The 19,977-nt window shown below is 67.3% G+C and carries 13 protein-coding genes; 3 read left to right on the plus strand and 10 right to left on the minus strand.

Features of this window, described 5'->3' with window-relative positions; translation table 11 throughout:
- Nucleotides 1–300: 300 nt before the first annotated feature.
- Nucleotides 301–1,260, plus strand: coding sequence for a helix-turn-helix domain-containing protein (locus ACFQSB_RS32355; RefSeq protein ID WP_380830638.1), 960 nt, complete (start codon nt 301–303; stop codon nt 1,258–1,260).
- Between the two features lie 447 nt (nt 1,261–1,707).
- Here ACFQSB_RS32355 and ACFQSB_RS32360 read toward each other — a convergent pair whose 3' ends face one another.
- Both ACFQSB_RS32360 and ACFQSB_RS32365 read right to left on the minus strand, forming a co-directional pair.
- Nucleotides 1,708–2,289, minus strand: a complete 582-nt coding sequence (locus ACFQSB_RS32360; RefSeq protein ID WP_380830639.1) for a hypothetical protein — start codon at nt 2,287–2,289, stop codon at nt 1,708–1,710.
- A gap of 197 nt (nt 2,290–2,486) precedes the next feature.
- Nucleotides 2,487–3,053 carry an ATP-binding protein gene (locus tag ACFQSB_RS32365; protein ID WP_380830640.1) on the minus strand — a complete coding sequence of 189 codons (567 nt, stop codon included), beginning with the start codon at nt 3,051–3,053 and terminating at the stop codon, nt 2,487–2,489.
- Nucleotides 3,054–3,289: 236 nt separating this feature from the next.
- Between ACFQSB_RS32365 and ACFQSB_RS32370 the strand changes: the two genes are divergently transcribed.
- On the plus strand, nt 3,290–4,876 hold the full coding sequence (locus tag ACFQSB_RS32370; RefSeq protein ID WP_380830641.1) for a hypothetical protein: 1,587 nt from the start codon (nt 3,290–3,292) through the stop codon (nt 4,874–4,876).
- Between the two features lie 56 nt (nt 4,877–4,932).
- Here ACFQSB_RS32370 and ACFQSB_RS32375 read toward each other — a convergent pair whose 3' ends face one another.
- The 7 genes from ACFQSB_RS32375 to ACFQSB_RS32405 all read right to left on the minus strand — a co-directional run bounded on the left by ACFQSB_RS32375 (nt 4,933) and on the right by ACFQSB_RS32405 (nt 17,598).
- The gene (locus ACFQSB_RS32375) at nt 4,933–6,066 is read right to left on the minus strand and encodes a methyltransferase domain-containing protein (RefSeq protein ID WP_380830642.1); all 1,134 of its coding nucleotides are present in this window, start codon (nt 6,064–6,066) and stop codon (nt 4,933–4,935) included.
- 33 nt (nt 6,067–6,099) lie between these two features.
- Nucleotides 6,100–7,011 carry a radical SAM/SPASM domain-containing protein gene (locus ACFQSB_RS32380; protein ID WP_380830643.1) on the minus strand — a complete coding sequence of 304 codons (912 nt, stop codon included), beginning with the start codon at nt 7,009–7,011 and terminating at the stop codon, nt 6,100–6,102.
- A gap of 233 nt (nt 7,012–7,244) precedes the next feature.
- A complete protein-coding gene (locus tag ACFQSB_RS32385; RefSeq protein ID WP_380830644.1) occupies nt 7,245–10,391 on the minus strand; it encodes a type I restriction endonuclease subunit R in 3,147 nt (1,048 codons plus the stop codon).
- Entirely contained in the window at nt 10,391–11,614 is a 1,224-nt protein-coding gene (locus ACFQSB_RS32390; RefSeq protein ID WP_380830645.1) for a restriction endonuclease subunit S, read from the minus strand. Before ACFQSB_RS32390 ends, ACFQSB_RS32385 begins: the two co-directional genes overlap by 1 nt.
- Complete coding sequence (locus tag ACFQSB_RS32395; protein ID WP_380830646.1) at nt 11,611–13,356, minus strand: N-6 DNA methylase; 1,746 nt, start codon at nt 13,354–13,356, stop codon at nt 11,611–11,613. Before ACFQSB_RS32395 ends, ACFQSB_RS32390 begins: the two co-directional genes overlap by 4 nt.
- Nucleotides 13,357–13,876: 520 nt before the next feature.
- Nucleotides 13,877–16,948, minus strand: a complete 3,072-nt coding sequence (locus ACFQSB_RS32400) for an AfsR/SARP family transcriptional regulator (RefSeq protein WP_380830688.1) — start codon at nt 16,946–16,948, stop codon at nt 13,877–13,879.
- Nucleotides 16,949–17,259: 311 nt separating this feature from the next.
- The gene (locus tag ACFQSB_RS32405; RefSeq protein ID WP_380830647.1) at nt 17,260–17,598 is read right to left on the minus strand and encodes a hypothetical protein; all 339 of its coding nucleotides are present in this window, start codon (nt 17,596–17,598) and stop codon (nt 17,260–17,262) included.
- A 983-nt stretch (nt 17,599–18,581) separates the two neighbouring features.
- On the opposite strand from ACFQSB_RS32405, the gene ACFQSB_RS32410 reads away from it, so the two are divergent.
- Nucleotides 18,582–19,046 (plus strand): tetratricopeptide repeat protein, encoded by a 465-nt coding sequence (locus tag ACFQSB_RS32410; RefSeq protein ID WP_380830648.1) that lies wholly within the window; start codon nt 18,582–18,584, stop codon nt 19,044–19,046.
- A gap of 86 nt (nt 19,047–19,132) precedes the next feature.
- On the opposite strand, the gene ACFQSB_RS32415 is transcribed toward ACFQSB_RS32410, so the two are convergent.
- Nucleotides 19,133–19,879 (minus strand): IclR family transcriptional regulator, encoded by a 747-nt coding sequence (locus ACFQSB_RS32415; RefSeq protein ID WP_380830649.1) that lies wholly within the window; start codon nt 19,877–19,879, stop codon nt 19,133–19,135.
- Nucleotides 19,880–19,977 lie beyond the last annotated feature (98 nt).

Genomic DNA, 19,977 nt, shown 5'->3' on the forward strand with positions numbered 1-19,977 from the left:
AACATCAGACTCCCCGGTGCCGTCCGATGCCGTCGCCTGGTTGAGTCTCAAGTGAGGTGAGGCCTCATAGTCGTTCACGCCTTCATCTGTTCCTAGGCTTGGGGAGTCGCCAATGGCCGCTGCGCGTGCCCGATGTCGGTCGTCGGCCCAGGTCGTGTGCTGCGGCGGCGTCGACGTCTTCCTTGAGCGGCCGGTCCAAGGGCCGGCCGGCCATGCCACGCCGTCCGGTCAGGCGGTGCCGGCCGGTCAGGCGGTGCCGGCCGGTCAGGCGGTGCCGGTCGATGAGCGGGGGCGGGCCGCGTGAACGACGACGGCCTTCACACGATCGGCGAGGTGGCCCGGCTGACCGGGCTGTCGGTGCCGACGGTTCGCTTCTACTCCGATGCGGGATTGGTGCCGCCGGTGGGCCGGTCACCTGGTGGATACCGTCTCTATGATGACGAGGCGCTGTGCCGGCTGGAACTGGTCCGGACGCTCCGTGATCTCGGTGTCGATCTCGCGACGGTCACCCGGGTGCTCACGCATGCGCAGAGCCTGGCCGATGTCGCCGACCGGCAGGTCGCGGCCCTGGAGACCCAGATCCAGACTCTGCGGATGCGGCAGGCCGTGCTGCGCCAGGTCACCACTCATGGTGCGGACGCGGACGGGATCGCGCGCGCCAACCGCCTCGCCCGGCTGACCGCCGAACAGCGCCGTCGGATGGTGACCGACCTCGTGGAGGAAGCGACTCGCGGGCTCGACATGGAGCCCGGCTTCGCCGCGCACCTGCGATCGATGCTGCCGGACCTGCCGGACGACCCCACGGTCGAACAGATCGAGGCATGGCTGGAGCTGGCTCACCTCGTCAGCGCCCCCTCCTTCCGGGATGGCGTTCGCCGGGCGTTCGAGCGACATGCCGCCGACCGTTCCTCCGGTGCCGACCAGGGCGACCCGGAGAGTTGGCGACAGGTGGAGCGGGCCGTCGAGGACCTGGCCGGTGGGGCCATGGCCGACGGGATCTCTCCGACTTCCGCGCCGGGCCAGGCCATCGCGGAGGAACTGGTCGCCGCGTTCGCCTCCGCCCACCGGCGCGAGGATGACGCCGAATTCCGAATCTGGCTCGCCGAACGCGTCCGTATCGGAGCCGACCCCCAGGTCTCGCGGTATTGGCGCCTGCTGACCTTGATCAACGGCCGGCCCCCCAAGCCCGATCCGGTGCCGGCGGCCCGCTGGTTCCTCACCGCACTCGAGGCGGCCACCGGCATCCGAACCGATCGCTAGTGTCCCGCGCCGGAGATCCGTCGGGTGAGTCATGTCGGTTTCTCCACCAGGCACGGCTCCCCACCCCCGGCCACATACTGGAGAGGGCCAACACCTGGCGCGGCACACCAGCGCGGTCACCACAAGCCCCCACCAGGCACGGCTCCCCACCCCCGGCCACATGCTGGAGAGGGCCAACCTGGCGCGGCACACCAGCGCGGCCACCACAAGCCTCCACCAGGCACGGCTCCCCACCCCCGGCCACATGCTGGAGGTGATCGGCGCCGGGTCGGCGGGTCGTGGTACGGCGATGCCGGCGCCTGTTACGGCGCCCGAGCCGGTGCACGTTCGTGGACAGCGCATCAGGTTCTTTCACATGGCCGCCACCCGTCTCGGCGCCGCCGGCGCAAGGACCTGCCCTCCCTGTTGTGGGAGGGCGGGGTGACTCGGCGCGCCGGGGCCATCCTCCTATGGGGTGGGGTGGTGCCGAAGGGCCTGAATGAACCAGTCGAACACCGGCGTGAGACTCGGCGGTGCCGGCCAGCCGTTGATCGTGGACAGCAGATGGAAGTACCGCCCGGCGCGCGGGTCGTTCGCGACCTCCAGGCGGGTCAGCAGCTTGCGGCGGTACTCGGCGCTGTCGGGGTGACCGAACGTCGTCGTATACCCGGCGATCATTTCCGCCAGGACCGGCCGTGCCGCTGGTGAACCTGGTTCGATGCCGTCGGCCTGGGCCTTCTGGACCCGCTCGCGGACCAGGTCGGTCACCTCATGGTGGAGCCCGGTCCGGTCTCCGTCCGCTCTCTCGGCCGCCTGTTGTTCGGCCATGCGGCGAACACTGGCCCTGAAGCCGGGGTCCTGGATCAGGGCGGACAGTTCCGCATAGGCCTCCAGTTGCGCGGAAGACGGATCCGCGGGCATCTCAGGGACGGCCGACCTCATCATGGCGACGAAGTCGGGGTTGGCGTCCAGATCGCCGAAGATCTCGTCCACGAAGCCGTTGACGAGTCGCTTGCCGTCCTCAGCGGACGGTGTCGCTTGTCGGGACATGAGAAATCCTTCTTCCAAGAGGGCCGGATTCGATCGTGGTGGTGAGACGGAACGCGCTCCACGCGAGTGCTCGCCGTTCACAGCACCGATCCTGGGGCCTCTGGTCACTTGAGACTCAAGCCCGAGAAGGTCGCGCTGATCATCGTGTCAGCTCGCAAGGCGCTTGACCCCCGGATTCGCGACCGCACCCATCACGGTCAGCGCGCGGCGAGGTAGGCCCATACTCTGTGGCCGGTCGCCGGGGCGCCCTGGAAGCCGGCGCGTTCGGCCAGCGCGGTCACGATGGCCAGCCCACGCCCGCCTTCCGCGCAAGCGATGTCCGCCCGGCCACGGTCGCCGAACTCCGGGACGCCGGCCCCGCCGAGGTCGTAGACGGTGACCATGACGCCCACCGCTCTGACGGAGGCGCCGAGCGGCCGACGGCGGGGCGAGTTGAGCGCGATCTCCACGGTGAAGTGGCCTTCCGGCGATCCGCTCCGGGTGTGGCGGACGGCGTTGCCGGCCAGCTCCCCGACGACCAGCTCGGCATCGTCGGCGAACGGCGTGCCACCGAGCAGGAACCGGGTGAAGCGCCTGGCTTCCGCGGCCTGGTCCAGCGCGCCCGGAAAGACGCGCCGCCAGACCAGAATCTCCGGGCCGAGCCGCACGGCCTCGTCGACTGGCACGGCGCGCGAGGGATGACCGGCGTACGGCGGGCCGGGCGGCGCGACGTCCTCGGCGGCCACGCGCGGCGCCTCGTCGCTGGAGTCGGTTCTCGTGGACACGAGCCACAACGATCGCCGAGCGAGCACGCATCTCCGATCCCACCTTCCTCCACGGCGATCTTCCAGGCGAAAGGCCCGATGACGTGCGCGAACACAGGTGTTCGCCTGATCACCACCCGGCAGAACCCACCGACATCCCCCGGCTTCCCTCATTCTCCGTAGTCAACAAGACACTTTCCGTATAAGTTCTGTGATCCGGGAACCTGTTCGAGTCGTAGTCGGGGAGGCTGACGGCCATGTCGGGCGAGGGAGTTCACGTCCTGCTGGAATGCCGGCGTCGCGGCGAGGCCCTGCGCGCCATGGGCTACACCGTCGACCAGATCGCCGACCTGTTCTCGGTCTGTTACGACGTCAGCCGGTTGCGCCTGTATCGGTACGCCTACGGGCTGACCGCCGCCGAGGCCGCCGCGCGATACAACGACCTCGACCCGGCGGGCACGGCGGCGCTGCGTGAGTCACGGCTGTACGAGTTCGAGCACTGGCCGCAGCGCGGAATGCGCCCGACGGCGCGCACCATCGCCCTGTTCGCGCACGTCTACCGGACCGCCGCCCGCCGCCTGGTCAGCGACCGGATCTACGCCTCCTACAGCGTGCGCGACCGCGACCTCATCGACCGCACCGACCACCGTTCGTCCCATACCGCCCAACGGCCCTCTGCCGCCCCCGTCGCCATCTCGGGGCATGTCACCATGGGTCAGGAAGTGGAAGCGGCACGCCCGGCGGTCCCCGTTCCCGGCTTCAAGGATTGCGCCGCGCTGCTGCGTGCCCTCACAGCCGAGGAGGCCGATGTGAAGCGCCGCGATCTGCTGTTCGAGCTCGCCCTGGCGCTCGGCGGCGCCCCCGCCCTGGCGCTGCTGCGTCACCTGTCCCCACCGGAGAAGGACCGCCTGGCCACCGCGATCCGTTCCTCCACCCGGGTCGACGCCGCCACCGTGGAACTGATCGAGAAGCTCACCGCCCGCTGCCGCCGCCTGGACGACGAGTTCGGCCCCGCCAAGGTCCTGCCCGTCGTCGAAGGCCAGCGCACCCTCGTCGCCGACCTGCTCCACCGCGAGTCACTACTCCCCGGCCTGCGCGACCGCCTGATCCGCGCCTACGCCGAACTCAGCCAACTCGCCGGCTGGCTCCACCACGACCTCCTCGACCACCCCGGAGCCCGCCGCCGCTACCAAGAAGGCCTCACCGCCGCCCACCAGATCCGCGACCCCACCCTCATCGCCTACCTGCACACCTGCCTGGCCAACATGTCCCGCTTCCTGGTTCACACGGGCGAAGCCCTCGACCACATCTACGCCGCCCAAGCCTGGGCACGACAAAGCCCGAGCGCCCTGCTCCGATCGGTACACGCCGTGGACCTCGCGCGTATCCTCGCCGCGCACGGCAGCGCCCGCGACAGTGAACACGCGCTCGTCCAGTCGCGCCATCTGGCAGAACGACCGAGAACCGACGCCGACCCCTCCTACCTTTACTGGTGGACGGCTGCGGGCGTCGAGAGACACACGGCGGCCTGCATGCTCGCCTGGGGACGTCCCGACGACGCGATCCGCACGGCCGAACGAGCCCTGGCGGGGGGCATGCGCAAATCCGCACGGGGCAGAACCCTCCTGGAGTACGCCGAAGCCCTCATCGACAAGCGAGAGATAGCCGCCGCCACGGACAAGATCCGCCAGGCGGCTCAGATCACCGTAGGCCACAGCTCCGGACGCCTCGCCGACACCATCCGCCAGACCCGCACCCGGCTCGAACCCTGGGCCACCAACAAACACGTCCGCACCCTCGACGAGGAACTCGCCTCCCTGGGCATCCCCCTGGTCAACAGGTGACAGGCCGGCTGCCTCTCCCCCCGTAGGCGGAGGACAGGCGCTTCGCGTTTCCGTGGTCAGCTGATGGTGGCCGACCACCGGCCGCGCTGGAGGTGGATCACCCCATCCGGAGCGATCCGGACGCCTGCTCCGTACAGCGGCAGGTTGCCATGCTGTAGCCAGTAGTCGCGGGCCTCGTCGAGCAGGTCCCACAGACGGCGCGGCCCGCCCTGATGCACGGCCGGGGATTGTGGGCCGATCTGCTCGGCCCGCGCCCATGACCCGTCTTCGTGGACCATGTGCGCGATCCTGGTGTCGCCGCTCTCGCGATAATCGAGCTCGACGCCGGGGGCCATGACCTCCAGCATGGAACGCAGCTCCCAAGCGTTCTCCTCGATGTCGATGACGGGGAACCGGCCGATCGAGACTTCCTCGCCGTCCACGGTGCGCGCCGTCTCCATCAGGCCGGCCAGGCCCGGCGGGTAGTCGGCGCCGGTCCTGGTCTTCATGAACATTGCCCAGTCCCGCTCCACCTGACCGACCGCGCCGCCATCGTCGGTCTTGACGGCGGACACGATGAGCGAGGTGTTGGAGATCGTCGTCACCAGACGGCCGCCGGAGTTCAGCGCGGTCAACCAGGACGCGGGGACGGGTCGTACCGACACCATCGCCACGATCCTGTCGAACGTCCACGGGATGTCCCCGGTGGCGTTCATCGGCGCGATGCGGGGGTTGTAGTCGAGTTCCGCCAGTCGGCACGATGCGAGAGCCGTCACGTAGTCGTCCACGTCGATGCTGGTCACCTGCTCATCACCGAACAGATGGCACAGCAGGGCGGTGCCGTACCCCGAGCCGGTACCGACGTCGAGGATGGTGTGCTTGTCCCCGATGCGGGCGTGCCGGTACATCTGCAGAACCAGGCTCGGCAGCGTGGAGGAGGAGGTAGGCCTCCCGGTCGGTTCGTCATGGACCCTGGCCTGGTCGGCGTGGAGGGTACCCACCTTGGTCACGAGCGTGCGGTTACGGTAGGCCGCATCCAGCCACCCCTCCTCGTCGGCCGGGCCGTAGCGCAGTTCCCAGCGACCGCCTGCCCGCTGCCACCAGGCGGGGACGAACTGGTGGCGGGGAGTGTGGGCGACGGCGTCGCGCCACCGTGACCCCGGGTGCGTGACACGGTCGGCGAGCTTCTGCGCGCGAGACGGCCAGTCCATGTCAGCAGTGTCCCCCCTACGGGGCGCCGCACATCATCGCGGTGTTCCGGCGAGCCGGAGCTTCCTGTCGCGTCGCACGGGCAAGATGAGGGCGTCGCCCTCGCAGAGGGTCTCGGCCGGCGCGCAGTCGTCCCCATCCGACTCCGGATTACAGGTCATCGCACCGCCGCGGGGCACCTGCGCGAGGAGATCCCGCCAGATGCGCCCGGCGAGGATCTCCACAATCGGTGTGGTCTTGACGTTCCCCGCCGGTTCCAGGAACCGCGACATGACGCACATCCACACGTCCCCGTTGGAGGCGACGGCGGCGCGGCCGTTGCCACACTGCCCGCACAGCTCCTTGACGCCGGTCTCGATGGTGGAGGCGCCGCGACCGACGCCGCGCATCCGGTCGATCGAGCCCAGGCGGTTCACGCCCAGGGCCTTCATCTGCGCGTGCGCCTGCTCGACGCGCTGCCCGTCTTCGAGCTCGACGATGGCGACCTTGAGGGGAATGCCGCGCCGAAGGGCCTCCTGGATGTTGGCGAGGGTCCGGGCGTGGGAGCCGCCGCGCCGCGTGACGCGGTCGTGCTCGGCCGGGTCATCGCTGTAGTACGACGTGGCCAGCGTGACGTCGGGGTCGGTGAAGAGGCCCCACCGCCGGTCGGGCACGTGGTACAGGTTCGAGAACACCTGGACCTTCAGCCCCTGAGTGAGGGCGTGCCGCACCAGCCGCTCGAAGTCAGGGTGCTTGGTCGGCTCGCCGCCGATGAACTGCACGGTCTCGATCCCGGCGGCCCGAGTTGAGGCGAGCAGGTCCTCCCAGTCGCCGGTGGTCATGGTGCCGTGCCCGACGCCGGGCCCGGAATCGGCGTAGCAGTGGCCGCACCGGAGCTGGCAGCGGCCGGTGATCTCCAGCTCCAGGAAGTGAACCGGATCGAGCTGGACTGTGGCTCGTGGCGTCATCGTCGGTCCTTCACTCGGGTGACCGGGCCGCATCTCAGCTCCTTGACCGTTAGCCGATTAGAGCCGATGCCATTGGCTCTAATCAGATCCAGAGACGACCCTGACCGATTGCCAGCATGACACGCGTCCTACGCTCTGCAATGGGGCGACAGCATACCGTCACCTTTCTATTATTGGAGCCCACCCAGGTCGGAGCGTCACACTTCCGGCGGCGACCTCACCGATCGCACACCTCATGCCCCTGAGCGAAGTCGATCTGCCTCCTTGTCGATCGCGGCCTCGTAGAAGGCGTCGGCGAGGGCCACGATGACCCCCTTGATCGCGGGCCCGTCGGTGAAGAAGTAGTCGGCCATGGTGTTGTGCGCCTGCTGGTTGTCGGCGACGGCCTCGGTCACGGCGGACTGGAAGTCCTGCGACTCCATGAACTGCTTCTTCGAGTTCACCCGGGTCTGCTGAACGAGGTCTGGGTTGCCGAGCAGTCGCTGCACGAGCCCCTGCACGAACTCCCGGATCTGGGACTCGACGAACGACTCTGCACCGAAGAGGTCGTTCATCTTGTCGATGACGACCTGGAGCGCGACGTACTTCGGCTCCTTCCTGGCGCCGGTGCCTGCCGCGCCGATCCCCTTCAGCGCGCCGTCTCCGGTCAGCGAGATGTCGACGGCGATCTTCTTGGTGTGCTTGACACCGACCAGCACCACGTCCGAAAGGTCGACGTCGGCGCTCCATGAGGACTCGGCGATGACCTTCTCCAGCAGCCGGAGAAAGATCGAGAGCATCTCCATGTACGGGTCGGCGTAGTTGACGATCTGGCTCATGAAGTCATAGAGCCGCACGTAGGTGGAGATGTCCTTGCGAAAGAGATCGAGGGTGTTGAGCGTGACCTTGTCCTCGGCCTCGATCGCAGCCGCGTAGCGACGCCGGAAGTCGTGCTGGGCCGGGCTGATCGCCGCTGAGAGCGCGTTGTTGCCCTTGCGGGCGACCCACAGCTCGGCGACCTGGCGGACCTGCTCGTCGGTGTAGATCCCCGCCTGGGCGAGCTTGTTCGCGAGGTGGACGACGACGTACGGATCTGTCTCGGTCTCCAGGGTGGCATCGGTGAAGTACGGCTCGAAGGCGGCCCTGATGTCGTCGGGCTTGTTGGCGAAGTCGATGACGAACGTTTTGGTCTTCTGCTCCCCTCCGGCGGTGCGGTGGGTTCGGTTGAGCCGGGAGAGCGTCTGCACGGCGGTGACACCGGAGAGCTTCCTGTCGACGTACATGGCCGAGAGCAGCGGCTGGTCGAAGCCGGTCTGGAACTTGTTGGCGACCACCATGATCTTGTACGTGTCGCCCTTGAAGGCTGCGCCCAGGTCGGCGCCCGCTCCGGGGTTCATCTTGGCCTCGGTGAACTCGTCGTCCTTCGACGGCGCCGGCCCCCAGTCCTGGCTCCACTCGTCCTTCTCGGTCATCGACACCGACCCGGAGAAGGCGACTAAAGCCCGGTAGTTGTACGACGCGTCCTCGGCGGCCCGCTTGGCTATGTAGGCGTCGATCGCCTTGCGGTACTTCACCGCGGCCTTGCGCGAGTCGGTGACTACCATCGCCTTCGCCCTGCCCTCCAGCAGGTGGGCGACGTTGGCGTGGAAATGCTCGACGATGATCTGCACCTTCTGGCCGATGTTGGTCGGGTGGAGCTGCACCCACCGCATCAACCCCTTGCGTGCGACCGACTCCTCGACCTCGCCACCGGCGCCGCTCCCGGCCTTGCCGTCAATCTTCAACACGGTGTCGTAGGACTGGTAGCCCTTGAGCACGTCAAGGATGTAGCCCTCCTCGATCGCCTGCTTCATCGAGTACAGGTGGAACTCGCGCTTGCCGTCCGGCCCCTTGCGGCCGAACAGGTCCAGGGTCTTGTTCTTCGGCGTCGCGGTGAAGGCGAAATAGGAGATGTTCTCCGACTCGGCCCGTTCGGCCATCTCCGCGGCCAGGATCGTCTCGACGTCGATCGAGCCGCCGTCCTCGATCTCTTTGATCTCCTCGGCGGTCAGGACCTGCTTCAGCTTCGAGGAGATCTGCCCCGACTGCGAGGAGTGCGCCTCGTCCGCGATGACGGCGAACCGCTTGCCCTTCAGGCCGGAGTCGGCCCGGATCTCATCGAGGGCGTGCGGGAAGGTCTGAACCGTCACCGCGATGATCAACTCGCCGTTCTTCAGCGCCCGCGCCAGCAGGCCGGACTTCGACTTCGCACCGGCCTTGCGCACGTCCTCGGGGCTGATCGTCGCGACGATCTTCCCGCTGCCGTCGATCTGCCGGATCGCGTCCTGAAGCTGCCCGTCTAGCACCGTGCGGTCGACGATCACAATGACCGAGTCGAAGACCTTCTCATCGTTGACGTGCAGGCGGGCGAGACGGTGCGCCGTCCAGGCGATCGTGTTCGTCTTCCCCGACCCCGCCGAGTGCTCGATCAGGTAACGCCGGCCGACGCCCTCCTCTGCCACGGCGGCCACGATGTTCGTGACCGCCTCCCACTGGTGAAATCGTGGGAACAGCATGGTCGTACGGCGCACTGAAGTGCCGGTCGCGACGTCCCACTCCTGCTTGGTCTCCACGATCATCAGCCGGCCGATGATGTTGAGCCAGGCGTGCTTCTCCCAGACCCGCTCCCACAGGTACGCCGTCGCCGACTTCCCGTCCGCACCGGGCGGGTTCCCTGCGCCGTCCTCGAAGCCGGTGTCGAACGGCAGGAAGTGCGTCTTGTCGCCCTCAAGTCGGGTCGTCATCGCGGCGCGGTCGTTGGACACCGCGAAGTGAACCAACGCCCGGTGCCCGAACGACAGCAGCGGCTCGACTCGGCCATTGGTCAGCGGGTTGCGTCCGTTCCGGTACTGCTGGATCGCCTCGTTCAGCGACTGCGTGAAGTCGGTCTTCAGTTCCACCGTCGCGACCGGAAGCCCGTTGACGAAGAACACCAGGTCGATGCTGCGCTGGTCGGCGGTCGAGAAGTGCACCTGCCGCATCACCCGGACCTGCATCGCCGCGTACTCGGCGTTCGTCGTCGCGTTCAGCGTCGTCTCGGGCCGGAACTGCGCCATCTTCAATCGGCCACCGCCGATGTACTGCACTCCGGTACGCAGGATATTCAGCATCCCGCCACCGTGTTCCAGCGGCTTGTCCAGCGCCGTGGCCAGCACGTCGAGGAACTTCTCCTGCGACCCCGCCGCCTTCAACGCCTTCTCGTACGCCGGCTTCTGCGTCGCCTCCAGCCACACGAACAGATCCTCGGGAAACAACGCCCGCTCCCGGTCATAGCCGGTGTCGTTCTCCGAGTACAGCCACCCATGGTCCGCGAGGTGCTCACAGATCTCGCTCTCGAAGACGACCTCGTTGTGGTCGGCCATCACGCCACCTCACGCACATCGATCTGGCCCGTGACAGCGGCCGTGACCAGCGCGGAGCGGCGCTCACGGGCAAGTTCGATGAAGCGCTCGGTCTCGGCGATGAGCTGATCAATTTTGGCGGTCTCACTGTCCAAGTGCGCGATGATCCGGCGCTGCTCATCCACAGGGGGCAGCGGCATTGGGAGGTTCACGATGTCGGACTGGCTGATATTGAGCATCGAGTGGCTCGCGCCGGTCGCCTCCAACTCGATCAGATCGCGCCATCTGCGGCTTCCGAGCGCTGTCGCTACGAACCGCGAATCGGCTCGGCGCTCGTCGAGCGAGAAGGCGTAGAGCTTGTCACAGAGCATGAGCCGTGGGAAGTCGCCCTCGACCACTGCCGCGCTGCCGACCAGTTCACGGGTGTTGGCTCGCGACACGATGAGGTCACCTCGAGTTACGACGATGTCCGGGCGCGGAATCTCGTCCTCCGGCAACTCCTTGTTCTCCATCGGACGGAAACGACCGCCGTTCGCTGCTCCAGCCTTGAGAACGGCCCAAGTCTCAACACCATCGGCTGACCACGAGTAGCACTGTGGGCTCCAGCCCTGCCGAACTGATCGAATGATGTGCTTCAGTCGAGGCCCGCTGGTGCCGACGATGGACACCGCCTCCTCAACCGCCGCCCGGCGACGTTCGCAGAGCATCTCGATCAGGCGCTGCTGCTCATCGATGAGCGTGTCGATGCGGGCGGTCTCGCGGTCGAGGTAATCGGCGATGGCGCGCTGCTCTGCTGCCGGGGGCAGCACCAGGGGGATGCGGGCGAAGGTACTCCAGTTACGAAAGTCAACGCTGCGCTCCCGGACGTTCGGCGCCTGGGTGGCGAGGAAGCCGGAGGTGCCGAGGTGGCGTAGCAGACAGGCAAGGTAACCGGGATCGTCGCCAGCGACGGGCTCACAGACGTGGTAGACGGGCGATGCGTTGCCGTAACTGTCGGAGACGCCGACCGCGCCAGCGAAACCGTCGAGCGCGTGGAAGACGAGATCGCCGGGACGGATTTCCTGGTACCCGTTCTCGGTCTCCGAGAAGGTGTAGCCGTCCTCACGGCGGTTGGAGCGAAGGGTTACGATGCCGTCCCGATAGGCGGTGATGACACCGAACCCTGGCTGAGCCGGGCGGTCGAGCGGACGAAGCACCCGGCGCACCGTCGTCTGACGCCAGCCTGCTCGCGCAGCCGGGCTCACCCTTCCACCTCGTGCAGGAGGTCGAGGATCTTGGCGACCTGCTTCTCCAGGTCGGCGTCGATCTCGACGAGAGGGCGGGGCGGGACGTACTTGTAGAAGTGGCGGGTGAAGGGAATCTCATAGCCGACCTTGACCTTGGCCCAGTCGATCCAAGCGTCTGGTACGTGCGGTTTCACCTCGGTGTCGAAGTACGCCTGGATGACCTCGACCCGCGCCGCCGCACCGGAGGTCGAGCCGCCGTAGGTGAAGGGCACGTTCTCGGTGTCGCGTTTCTTGGAGTCGGGCTTCGGGTTGCCCTTGCGGTCGAGGACGGGTTTGCCATCCTCGTCCAGCAGGGGGCGCTCGACGGTGATGGTCCAGTAGCCGAACTCGTCGGTGCGTAGCACCTTCGAGAAGTCGGGGTCGGCATCGGTGAAGTCGGCGTACAGCCGTAGGACCTGGGCGCGGTCAATGTCGCTGATCTCGCGGCCCTTGGAGCCGAGATTCTTGCGCATCTTGGTCCAGAACGACGTGCCGTCGATGAGCTGGACCAGGCCCTCGCGGTCGGGGTGCTTGGTGTTGTCGAGAATCCAGATGTAGGTCGCGATGCCGGTGTTGAAGAACATGTTGGTCGGCAGCGCGACGATCGCATCGACCAGGTCGTTCTCCAGCAGCCACCTGCGGATGTTGGATGGACCGGACTCGGCGGCCCCGTTGAAGAGGGGCGAGCCGTTCATGACGATCCCGGCCCGGCCGCCGCCGTCCTCGGGGGCGCGCATCTTGTGCGCCAGGTGCAGCAGGAACAGCATCTGCCCGTCCGAGGTGGCCGGCAGGCCCGGCGCGAACCGGCCGTAAGGGCCCGCTTCCGCCTTCTCCTTGGTGACGGCCTTGGCGTACTGCTTCCAGTCGACGCCGTAGGGCGGGTTGGACATGCAGAAGTCGAACTTGCGGCTCTTGAAGGCGTCGTCGGTGAGCGTGTTGCCGAAGGCGATGTTGGACGCGTCATGGCCCTTGGCGAGCAGGTCGGACTTGCAGATCGCGTACGACTGCGGGTTGTACTCCTGCCCGTACAGGCTCAACCGGGCAGCCGGGTTCTGTGCGAGCAGGTGCTCCTCGGCCAGAGCGAGCATGCCGCCGGTGCCGGCGGTGGGGTCGTAGAGCGAGCGGACGATGCCCGCCCCGGTCAGATCGGCGTCCTTCTCGGCGAAGAGCAGGTCGACCAGCAGCCGGATCGCGTCACGCGGCGTGTAGTGGTCGCCGGAGGTCTCGTTCGCGGCCTCGTTGAACTTGCGGATGATGTACTCGAACGCGTCCCCCATGTCGGCGTTGGACACGACATCGGGGTGCAGGTCGACGGCGCCGAAGGACTTCACGATCTCGCGCAGGAGACCGGCCTTCTCCAAGGCGATGATCTCCTTCTTGAAGTCGAAGTACTCGAAGACATCGACATCGGCGGAGAAGCGGTCGATGTAGTCGACGAGGTTGTCCTCCAGCCCGTCCGCGTCCTGAAGCAGGTTGTCGAAGCCGTACTTCGAGGTGTTGTAGAACGGCCGGCCGGTGGCCCTGTTGACCTCCATCCGGAGCCGGGCCGGGTTCTGGTACGCCGCGGCCAGGGTTCGGACCGTCTCACGGTCCGGCTCCAGGATGCAGTCGAGGCGCCGGAGGATCGTGAACGGGAGGATCACGTTCCCGTACTGGTTGGGGCGGTAGGGCCCCCGAAGCCGGTCGGCGATCGACCAGATGAAACTACCCAGCGTACTCACAAGACTCCTCACCGAATCGCGCACCGTCCATGGCCACCGCCGGCCCATTGGGGCAGTGGCATCCCCGCAAGGCAGCGCACATCCCCCGGTGCGGCGCCATGCGGACCATCTTCGCGCACCTCGGCCCCCCGCGTACGCGTGAGCGGAGAGAGACCCGGTCTCCTACTGGGCCAGGTAAGGCCGATGTGGTCATCCGGCTCTGCCCGCAGAGTGCTCCGGAGGAGACTCGCTGTGCAAAGGCTTCGTTCAGCTTCTTCACGTGATCCCCGTCAGGGATGCCGCCAGTGACGAGGTAGTCGTCTACATTCCGCATAACCCGCTGGTAGAGCGGAAAGGAAAGCCCGTCCAGCCAGGACTCCACCTCGCTCGAAGGTCACCACGTTCCAGGGCGGATCACACCTGACACTGATATCCCACACGGACGCGGTGACGTCGGTGATCGGGTCCGCGATCTGCTCCGTGCGCCAGGGCGTTGCAAAAACGGCATGCCCAGACGATCAGCAGCCGGACGCCACCATCCTCAGTGCACCTGGTTCGCATGACGCTCGAGTAGTACGGCGATCTCCTCGCACTCTGACGGCGAGATGGTTTCCAGAACGGTCGAAGCCTTCTGCCAGGCGCCGATGGCCGCCGCGAGGTCTCCGGCTTCACGACGCACGTCGCCCAACGCACGCAGCGCCAGACCCTGACGCCGGGGAGCGGGAATGCCCTGACAGATCGCGACGACCGTCTCCAGGACCGTCGCCGCCTCGTCCAACCGCCGCCGCGAGCGATGGAGCTCCGCCCAGACGAACAGGACGCGAGCCTCGCCCAGACGTTCGTCCACGCTTCGGTACGTGGCCAGAGCCTCGCCCAGGAGATGCTCGGCGTCCCCGAACAGCCGCAGAGCGAGTTTGGCGGAGGCGAGCCCCAGGGAGGCGTAGGCCGTGCCACGGGGGAAACCGAGATCGGCGAAGAATGTCAGGGCCTGGGCGAAGGACTGTTCGGCGGCGGCGGGCTCGTCCTGGGCGAGCTGGATCTCACCCAGAAGGATCCGGGCGAACTGGCGGGCACGGACGTCGCCCACGGACCCGGCCTGCTCGACGGCGCGTTCGATGTAGGGACGGGCAGCGGCATGCCTGCCCTGGTTGAAGTGGATCTGGCCGATCCCCCGCAGCACCGCGATCTCCGAACCCCGATCACCGGCCTCTGCCAGGCCGTCCGCCGCCTCGCCGTAGCAGGCCAGCGCCGCCGGGTATCTCCCTTCGACGCGATGCAGCTCGGCCATGTTGACCAGAGCGAGCGCGTGCCCGTACCAGTCGCCGACTTTCGCGAACAGCCGGAGCGAATCTTCCAGGACCTCGCCGCCGCGGAGGTTCTCGTCCTGTGCGAGGAACAGCCCGCCGAGCCCGTTCAGCACAGCCGCCTCACCTCTGAGGTTCCCCGCGTCGCGGACGCAGGACAAGGCGGTCTGCTGCGTCACCCGCCACTCGTCGTAGAAGCATCGGGTCTCGAACAGGTGCATGGCGCTGGAGGCGAGCTCCCAGCACAGCTCGTCGAGCCCCAGCGACGCGCATTGGCCGACGGCGGCGACGACTCCAGCGCGCTCGGCGTCGACCCAGGCGAGCGGGTCCCGTAGATGGAGTTCAACGATCTCCGAGCCGGGCGACCAGAGGGGGCTGCGGCCGTGCAGCAGGCGGTAGTCTCCGCCGCACAGTCGCACGTGCGCCTGGCGGGTCAGGGCAAGCCAGGCGCCCAAGGCTCGTCGCACCGCGGCGCTCTGTTCGTTCTCGGGCTCATCGGCCTCAGCGCATTCTCGCGCGTACACGCGCGTCAGGTCATGGAAGCGGAACCGCGCCTGCCCGGACGGGTCGCGACCCGCGACGTCAAGGAGACGGACCTCGACCAGTTCCCCGATCAGGTCCTCGGCCTCGGCGTGCGGTATGTCGAGCAAGGCCGCGGCCGCCCAGGCCGCGAAATCCGACGCCTCCAGCAGGCCGAGCAGGCGAAACAGCCGCCGTGCCGGAGAGGTCAGGCCCTGGTACCCCACGGCCAGGCTGGCCCGCACAGCCTGGGAGCCATGGGAGAGCTGGTCCAGGCGGCTGCGGGTGTCGCTCAGTCTGATGACCAACTGATCCAGGCCCTCATGCGGCCGCGCGGCAAGCTTGGCGCCGGCGATACGCACCGCGAGGGGCAGGCCACCACACAACCGGACGAGCATGTCGGCGTCACTGGGCGCTTCGGCCGCCCGATCGGCGCCGATGAGATGCCGCAGGAGTTCGAGCGCCTCACCGGACGGCATCACCGGCAGGTCGATCGTCCGTGCCGCGGGCAGAGCCGTCAGCCGGTGCCTGCTGGTGATCAGGACCGCGCACCCCGGCGTGCCCGGCAGCAGCGGGTAGAGCTGCCCCTCGTCCGCCGCATCGTCGAGCACCACCAGGTAACGCCCGTTCGCCAACGTGCCGCGGTAAAGCTCCGCCCGCTGGTCCAGCCCCGCAGGATCGGTGGCGCTGTCGACCCCGAGCGCGCGCAGAAACCGGCCCAGCGCCTCCTCCGGATCTGTGGGACGGTTCTCGCCGCCGCGCAGGTTGATGTACAACTGCCCGTCGGGGAAGTCCCGCCGGACGTGGTGGGCAATGTGGACGGCCAGGGCGGTCTTACCCACGCCTCCCTGACCCGATATCACGCAAAGGGGCACCGTCGCCGGCGTAGGTGTCCCCGCGGTCCCCGCCGTCCCTGCGGTCGCGGAGGTCGTTGCCTTGCCGCGGCCCAGGCGAAGCGCCTTGATCGCCGCCGACAGCTCTCCTCGCCTGCCGACGAAGTCGGCGATGTCCGGCGGTAGCTGGCAGATGCCCCCGGCCCGCGGTCCGGGCACGGTTGGCGGCAGGTCACCGCCGAGGACCATGGCCTGCAACTGTTGCAGGTCTTTACCAGGTTCGACGCCCAGCTCTGCAACGAGCACGTCGCGGGCCCGACGGTAGGCGTCAAGCGCCTTGTCCCGCTGTCCCGCGCGCGCGAGCGCGAGTATGAGTAGATACCAGGCCCTCTCCCGTAAAGGCTGCTCAGCCAGCAGGCGGCGGAGGTCCTCGATGATCTCTTGGCGGGGACCGAGGACGAGCTTCACCTCCGCGTAGTCAAGGCGCGCCTGCGTGCGGCGCTCCTCCACCTCGGTGACACGGGCGAGAAGGTCGCCCTCCAGTGGAGTGCCCTCGGCGGGCTGCCCACGCCAAAGCGCCAGCGCCCGTTCGAACCGTTCGACCGCGGCCTCGGCCTCGCCCCTTTCGGCCTCCAGCCGAGCGAGCCGTATCTCCTGGTCGAAGGTGAGCAGATCGACCTCCTCTGTACCAGCTTGCAGCAAGTAGCCGGGTCCCCTCGTGAAGAGGCGAGTCCCCGTCGGCAACGCCTTTCTCAGCTGGGCGACGTACGTGTGCAGGTTGGGGACCGCCGAAGAGGGAGGGTTGGCCCACAGCGAGGCGATCAGACAGTCCCTGGACACCGTGGTGTTGACACTGAGCAGCAGACTGGCCAGGACCGCGCTCTGCTTACCGCTCAGCGCGCCGAGCTGCTGACCGCCCACGCGAACGCATACCGGCCCCAAGATCCCGAAGGTCACTTCCGCCAAGTCGCGCTCCCGCCTGTGACCAGTGGGTCGATCTACGGCACTTGGCCATTGTCGATCAGGAAAGGCCGCCAGTCGAGAGTGGCCGCCGGGCGCTCATGGACCACGTCGCCCCGCCCGGGACCCGCCCACACCACCCCGGCCGCGAGACCCCCGGGTACGTGACATCCGCCGGCCATCCCATTGGTGGGCCGCCCTCACCGGGCAACTGACCGCGGCCGAGTGGTTCCTTTCCCCCTCACGACGTGGCCGATGACGAAAGCGCGCCCGGCAGGGAACTCTACCGAGCGCGCTTAGAAGGTTGTTCAGGAGTAGAACCAGAGACCGAATCCGGGGCTGTCCCACAGACACTTGTACTTCTTCACTTTGCCCACATAGACGGCGGCCTCCCCAACGGCATTGCACGTCTCCGAGTCCGCGTAGACCTGATACAGGCGCCACGAGGCGGCGTCAGCCGGTGCGGCGGTCAGGCTAACGCCGGCGGTCGCCGCGACGATGAGAAGAGCCAGGGCTTGTGCGGACTTGCGAAGCAGGCCGAGTCGTCCTCGGAATGTATGTGTGAGGTCGGCAGGCATGATGCTTGTTGTCCTCCACTTCGTGGGGTGTGTGAAGCGGACGCTGAGTGCTTCCTGATCCAGGATCACCGAAGGCGCCATACAACCGCCACAAAGACGCCACTGACCGCAGGCTCGGGTGGAGATGTCCTGGCGACGGGACGACGACTCACGCTTGCCTGGACCGCCTTCCGCGTCGGCGCCGTTATTCCCTGAGCGATGTAGAGCATCACTTAAGACATTCTCGGCCGCACGCCGCACTCCACCATGGCCCGCATATGGCGGGTTTATGGCAGCACTGTCTATTATTCCGTATGACGCACCCCCGAAAACGGAACAGTCCGAGAAGGAGGACCCAACATGCCGTGTCCGTCTAGAGCGATGGGAGACCGCGCGAATGCCACGTAAGCGCATGAGATCGGCCGCCTTCCTTATCGCAAGCGTCACCTTCCTTACGACTATTGGCGTGGCTTCTCCCGCTCAAGCCTCAGACTGGTGGCTGTTCAAAGTATATGCATACATGCAATCATGTAAATCCACCGGAATTTATTTGATAGGAGAAACGACTATCGCGAAGGAGTACAGCTGCCTATGGGACAGCCCCGGCTACGGACTCTGGCTCCGTAAGTAGATAATCACCTAGAGCTTTCCCGAACAGGATTTCAGGCACAAAGCCGGCTTGGCCACTCAGGGCGTGTTTCAGAAGTGGCCGACAAGAGCCCCCGATACAGATCGGGGGCTCAAGCAGTCTTATGCGTCGCTCTTCTCCAGCAGTGAGGCTTTTTCATCCTGGGTTATTCGAGGCAGTTGCCGGTCCTCAGCTGAGGCGCATCTTCGACTCGAGTCGCGCGTCGGCTTCCGATGTCGCCGACCGACTGCCCGGGATCTTCGATGACCATGACCTCGTCGGTCCGGAAGACGACGGCTTCAGGAGATGGCCCGCTCGATGCGGCGGAACGGCACTCGTAGCCGTCGGGCTCGTGCAGCCTCGCAGCCGGGACCTCAGCACGCGAGGTCCATTTCGGCGGGGCTAGGGTGATCGCTGTTGCCCTGCGACGGTGGAGGAGACGTTGATGACCGCCGACCCAACACTGACCCGGATCGGCCAAGCGGTGGACCTGCATCACGGCCAGGGTCAGCGTGACGCCGCTCGCGAGCTGTTCGCGCAGATCTGGGATGACATCGGCGGCGAGCAGGGCGAGCCGCTGCATGTGTGCGTCCTGGCCCACTCGATGGCCGACGTGCAGGACGACGTTCACGAGGAACTGCTGTGGGATCTGCGGGCCCTCGCCGCCGCTGATCGGGTGACCGATGACCAGGTTGCGCAGGCCGGAGTGGCGATCCCGGTGGCCGGCCTGTATCCGTCCTTGCACCTGAACCTGGGTGACTGCTACCGCCGGCTGGGCGACCTCGACCGCGCCCGTGAGCACCTCCAGCAGGCCCGGGCCGGGATGGGCGCGCTCGGCGATGACGGGTACGGCAAGCTCATCAGAGGCGGCCTGGAACGCCTGGCCGAGCGGTTGGGTGAGACCGTCTGATCCCCGCTGAGGCCGACGACACGGCCGGCGCCGGGAATCAGGTACGTCGCGAATCGCGCCCTTGAGATGGACGCCGTTCACGTTCGTCAGCGGAGGGCATGGGAAATTCTTCGGGCAGTCGCTCGAACGGAGGGAGCAAGCGTCTGGGGGGATTGGCTGCCTGCTCGGAAGCAAATGGACACAGCCGCCACTACCGAGCCGTCCGCCCCGTAGATCGGCGCCCCGACGCATTGGACGTCCGGCCCGACCATTCTGTCGCTGGTGGAGTAGCCCTCCCGGCGGACGCCGGCCAGAAGGGAGCGGAGCCGGCCCGGATCTGTGACGGTTTTCTCGGTATAGCGCCGCAGTGGAGCGCTCAGATATTCCTCTCGTACGTCGCCAGGGGCATGGGCGAGCAATACCAATCCCGCTCCCGTGGCGAATGCGCCGAACCGGCCTCCCGCCCGGCTGCCGGCCTGCGGAGCGTTGGGCGTGCTCAGACGTTCCAGGAAGACGACGTCCAGGTGATCCCGCACGGAAAGGTGGATATGTTGTTCCTTCGTGACGTCGTACAGGTCGTGCAGGAACGGCAGGGCGGCATTCCGCAGGGCGAAGCCGCGGGGCGCGAGGGTGGCCACCTCCCACAGTCGCAGGCCCACCCTGTAGCGCCGGTCGGGTCCACGCTCGAGAGCTCCCCATTCGACGAGTTCGGCGGCACGACGGTGGACAGTGGGCATCGACAGCCCGGTCCGCCTCGACAATTCGGTGAGCGTCAGCGCAGGAGTTTCGTAGGAGAACGCTCCGAGCAACGCCAGGACCTTGTCGGTCACCGACATGCTGTGCTCGTCGGACATGTTCCCTGCCTTCCTGCGCGATGGTCTCCGCGCCGTTCGATGGATGCTCGCTCAGCCACCCGAAGATGATGTGACCCGATGGGCGAGAGGTCGCGTCG

The sequence above is a fragment of the Sphaerisporangium rhizosphaerae genome (assembly GCF_042665155.1).
GTDB classification, from domain to species: Bacteria; Actinomycetota; Actinomycetes; order Streptosporangiales; family Streptosporangiaceae; genus Sphaerisporangium; species Sphaerisporangium rhizosphaerae.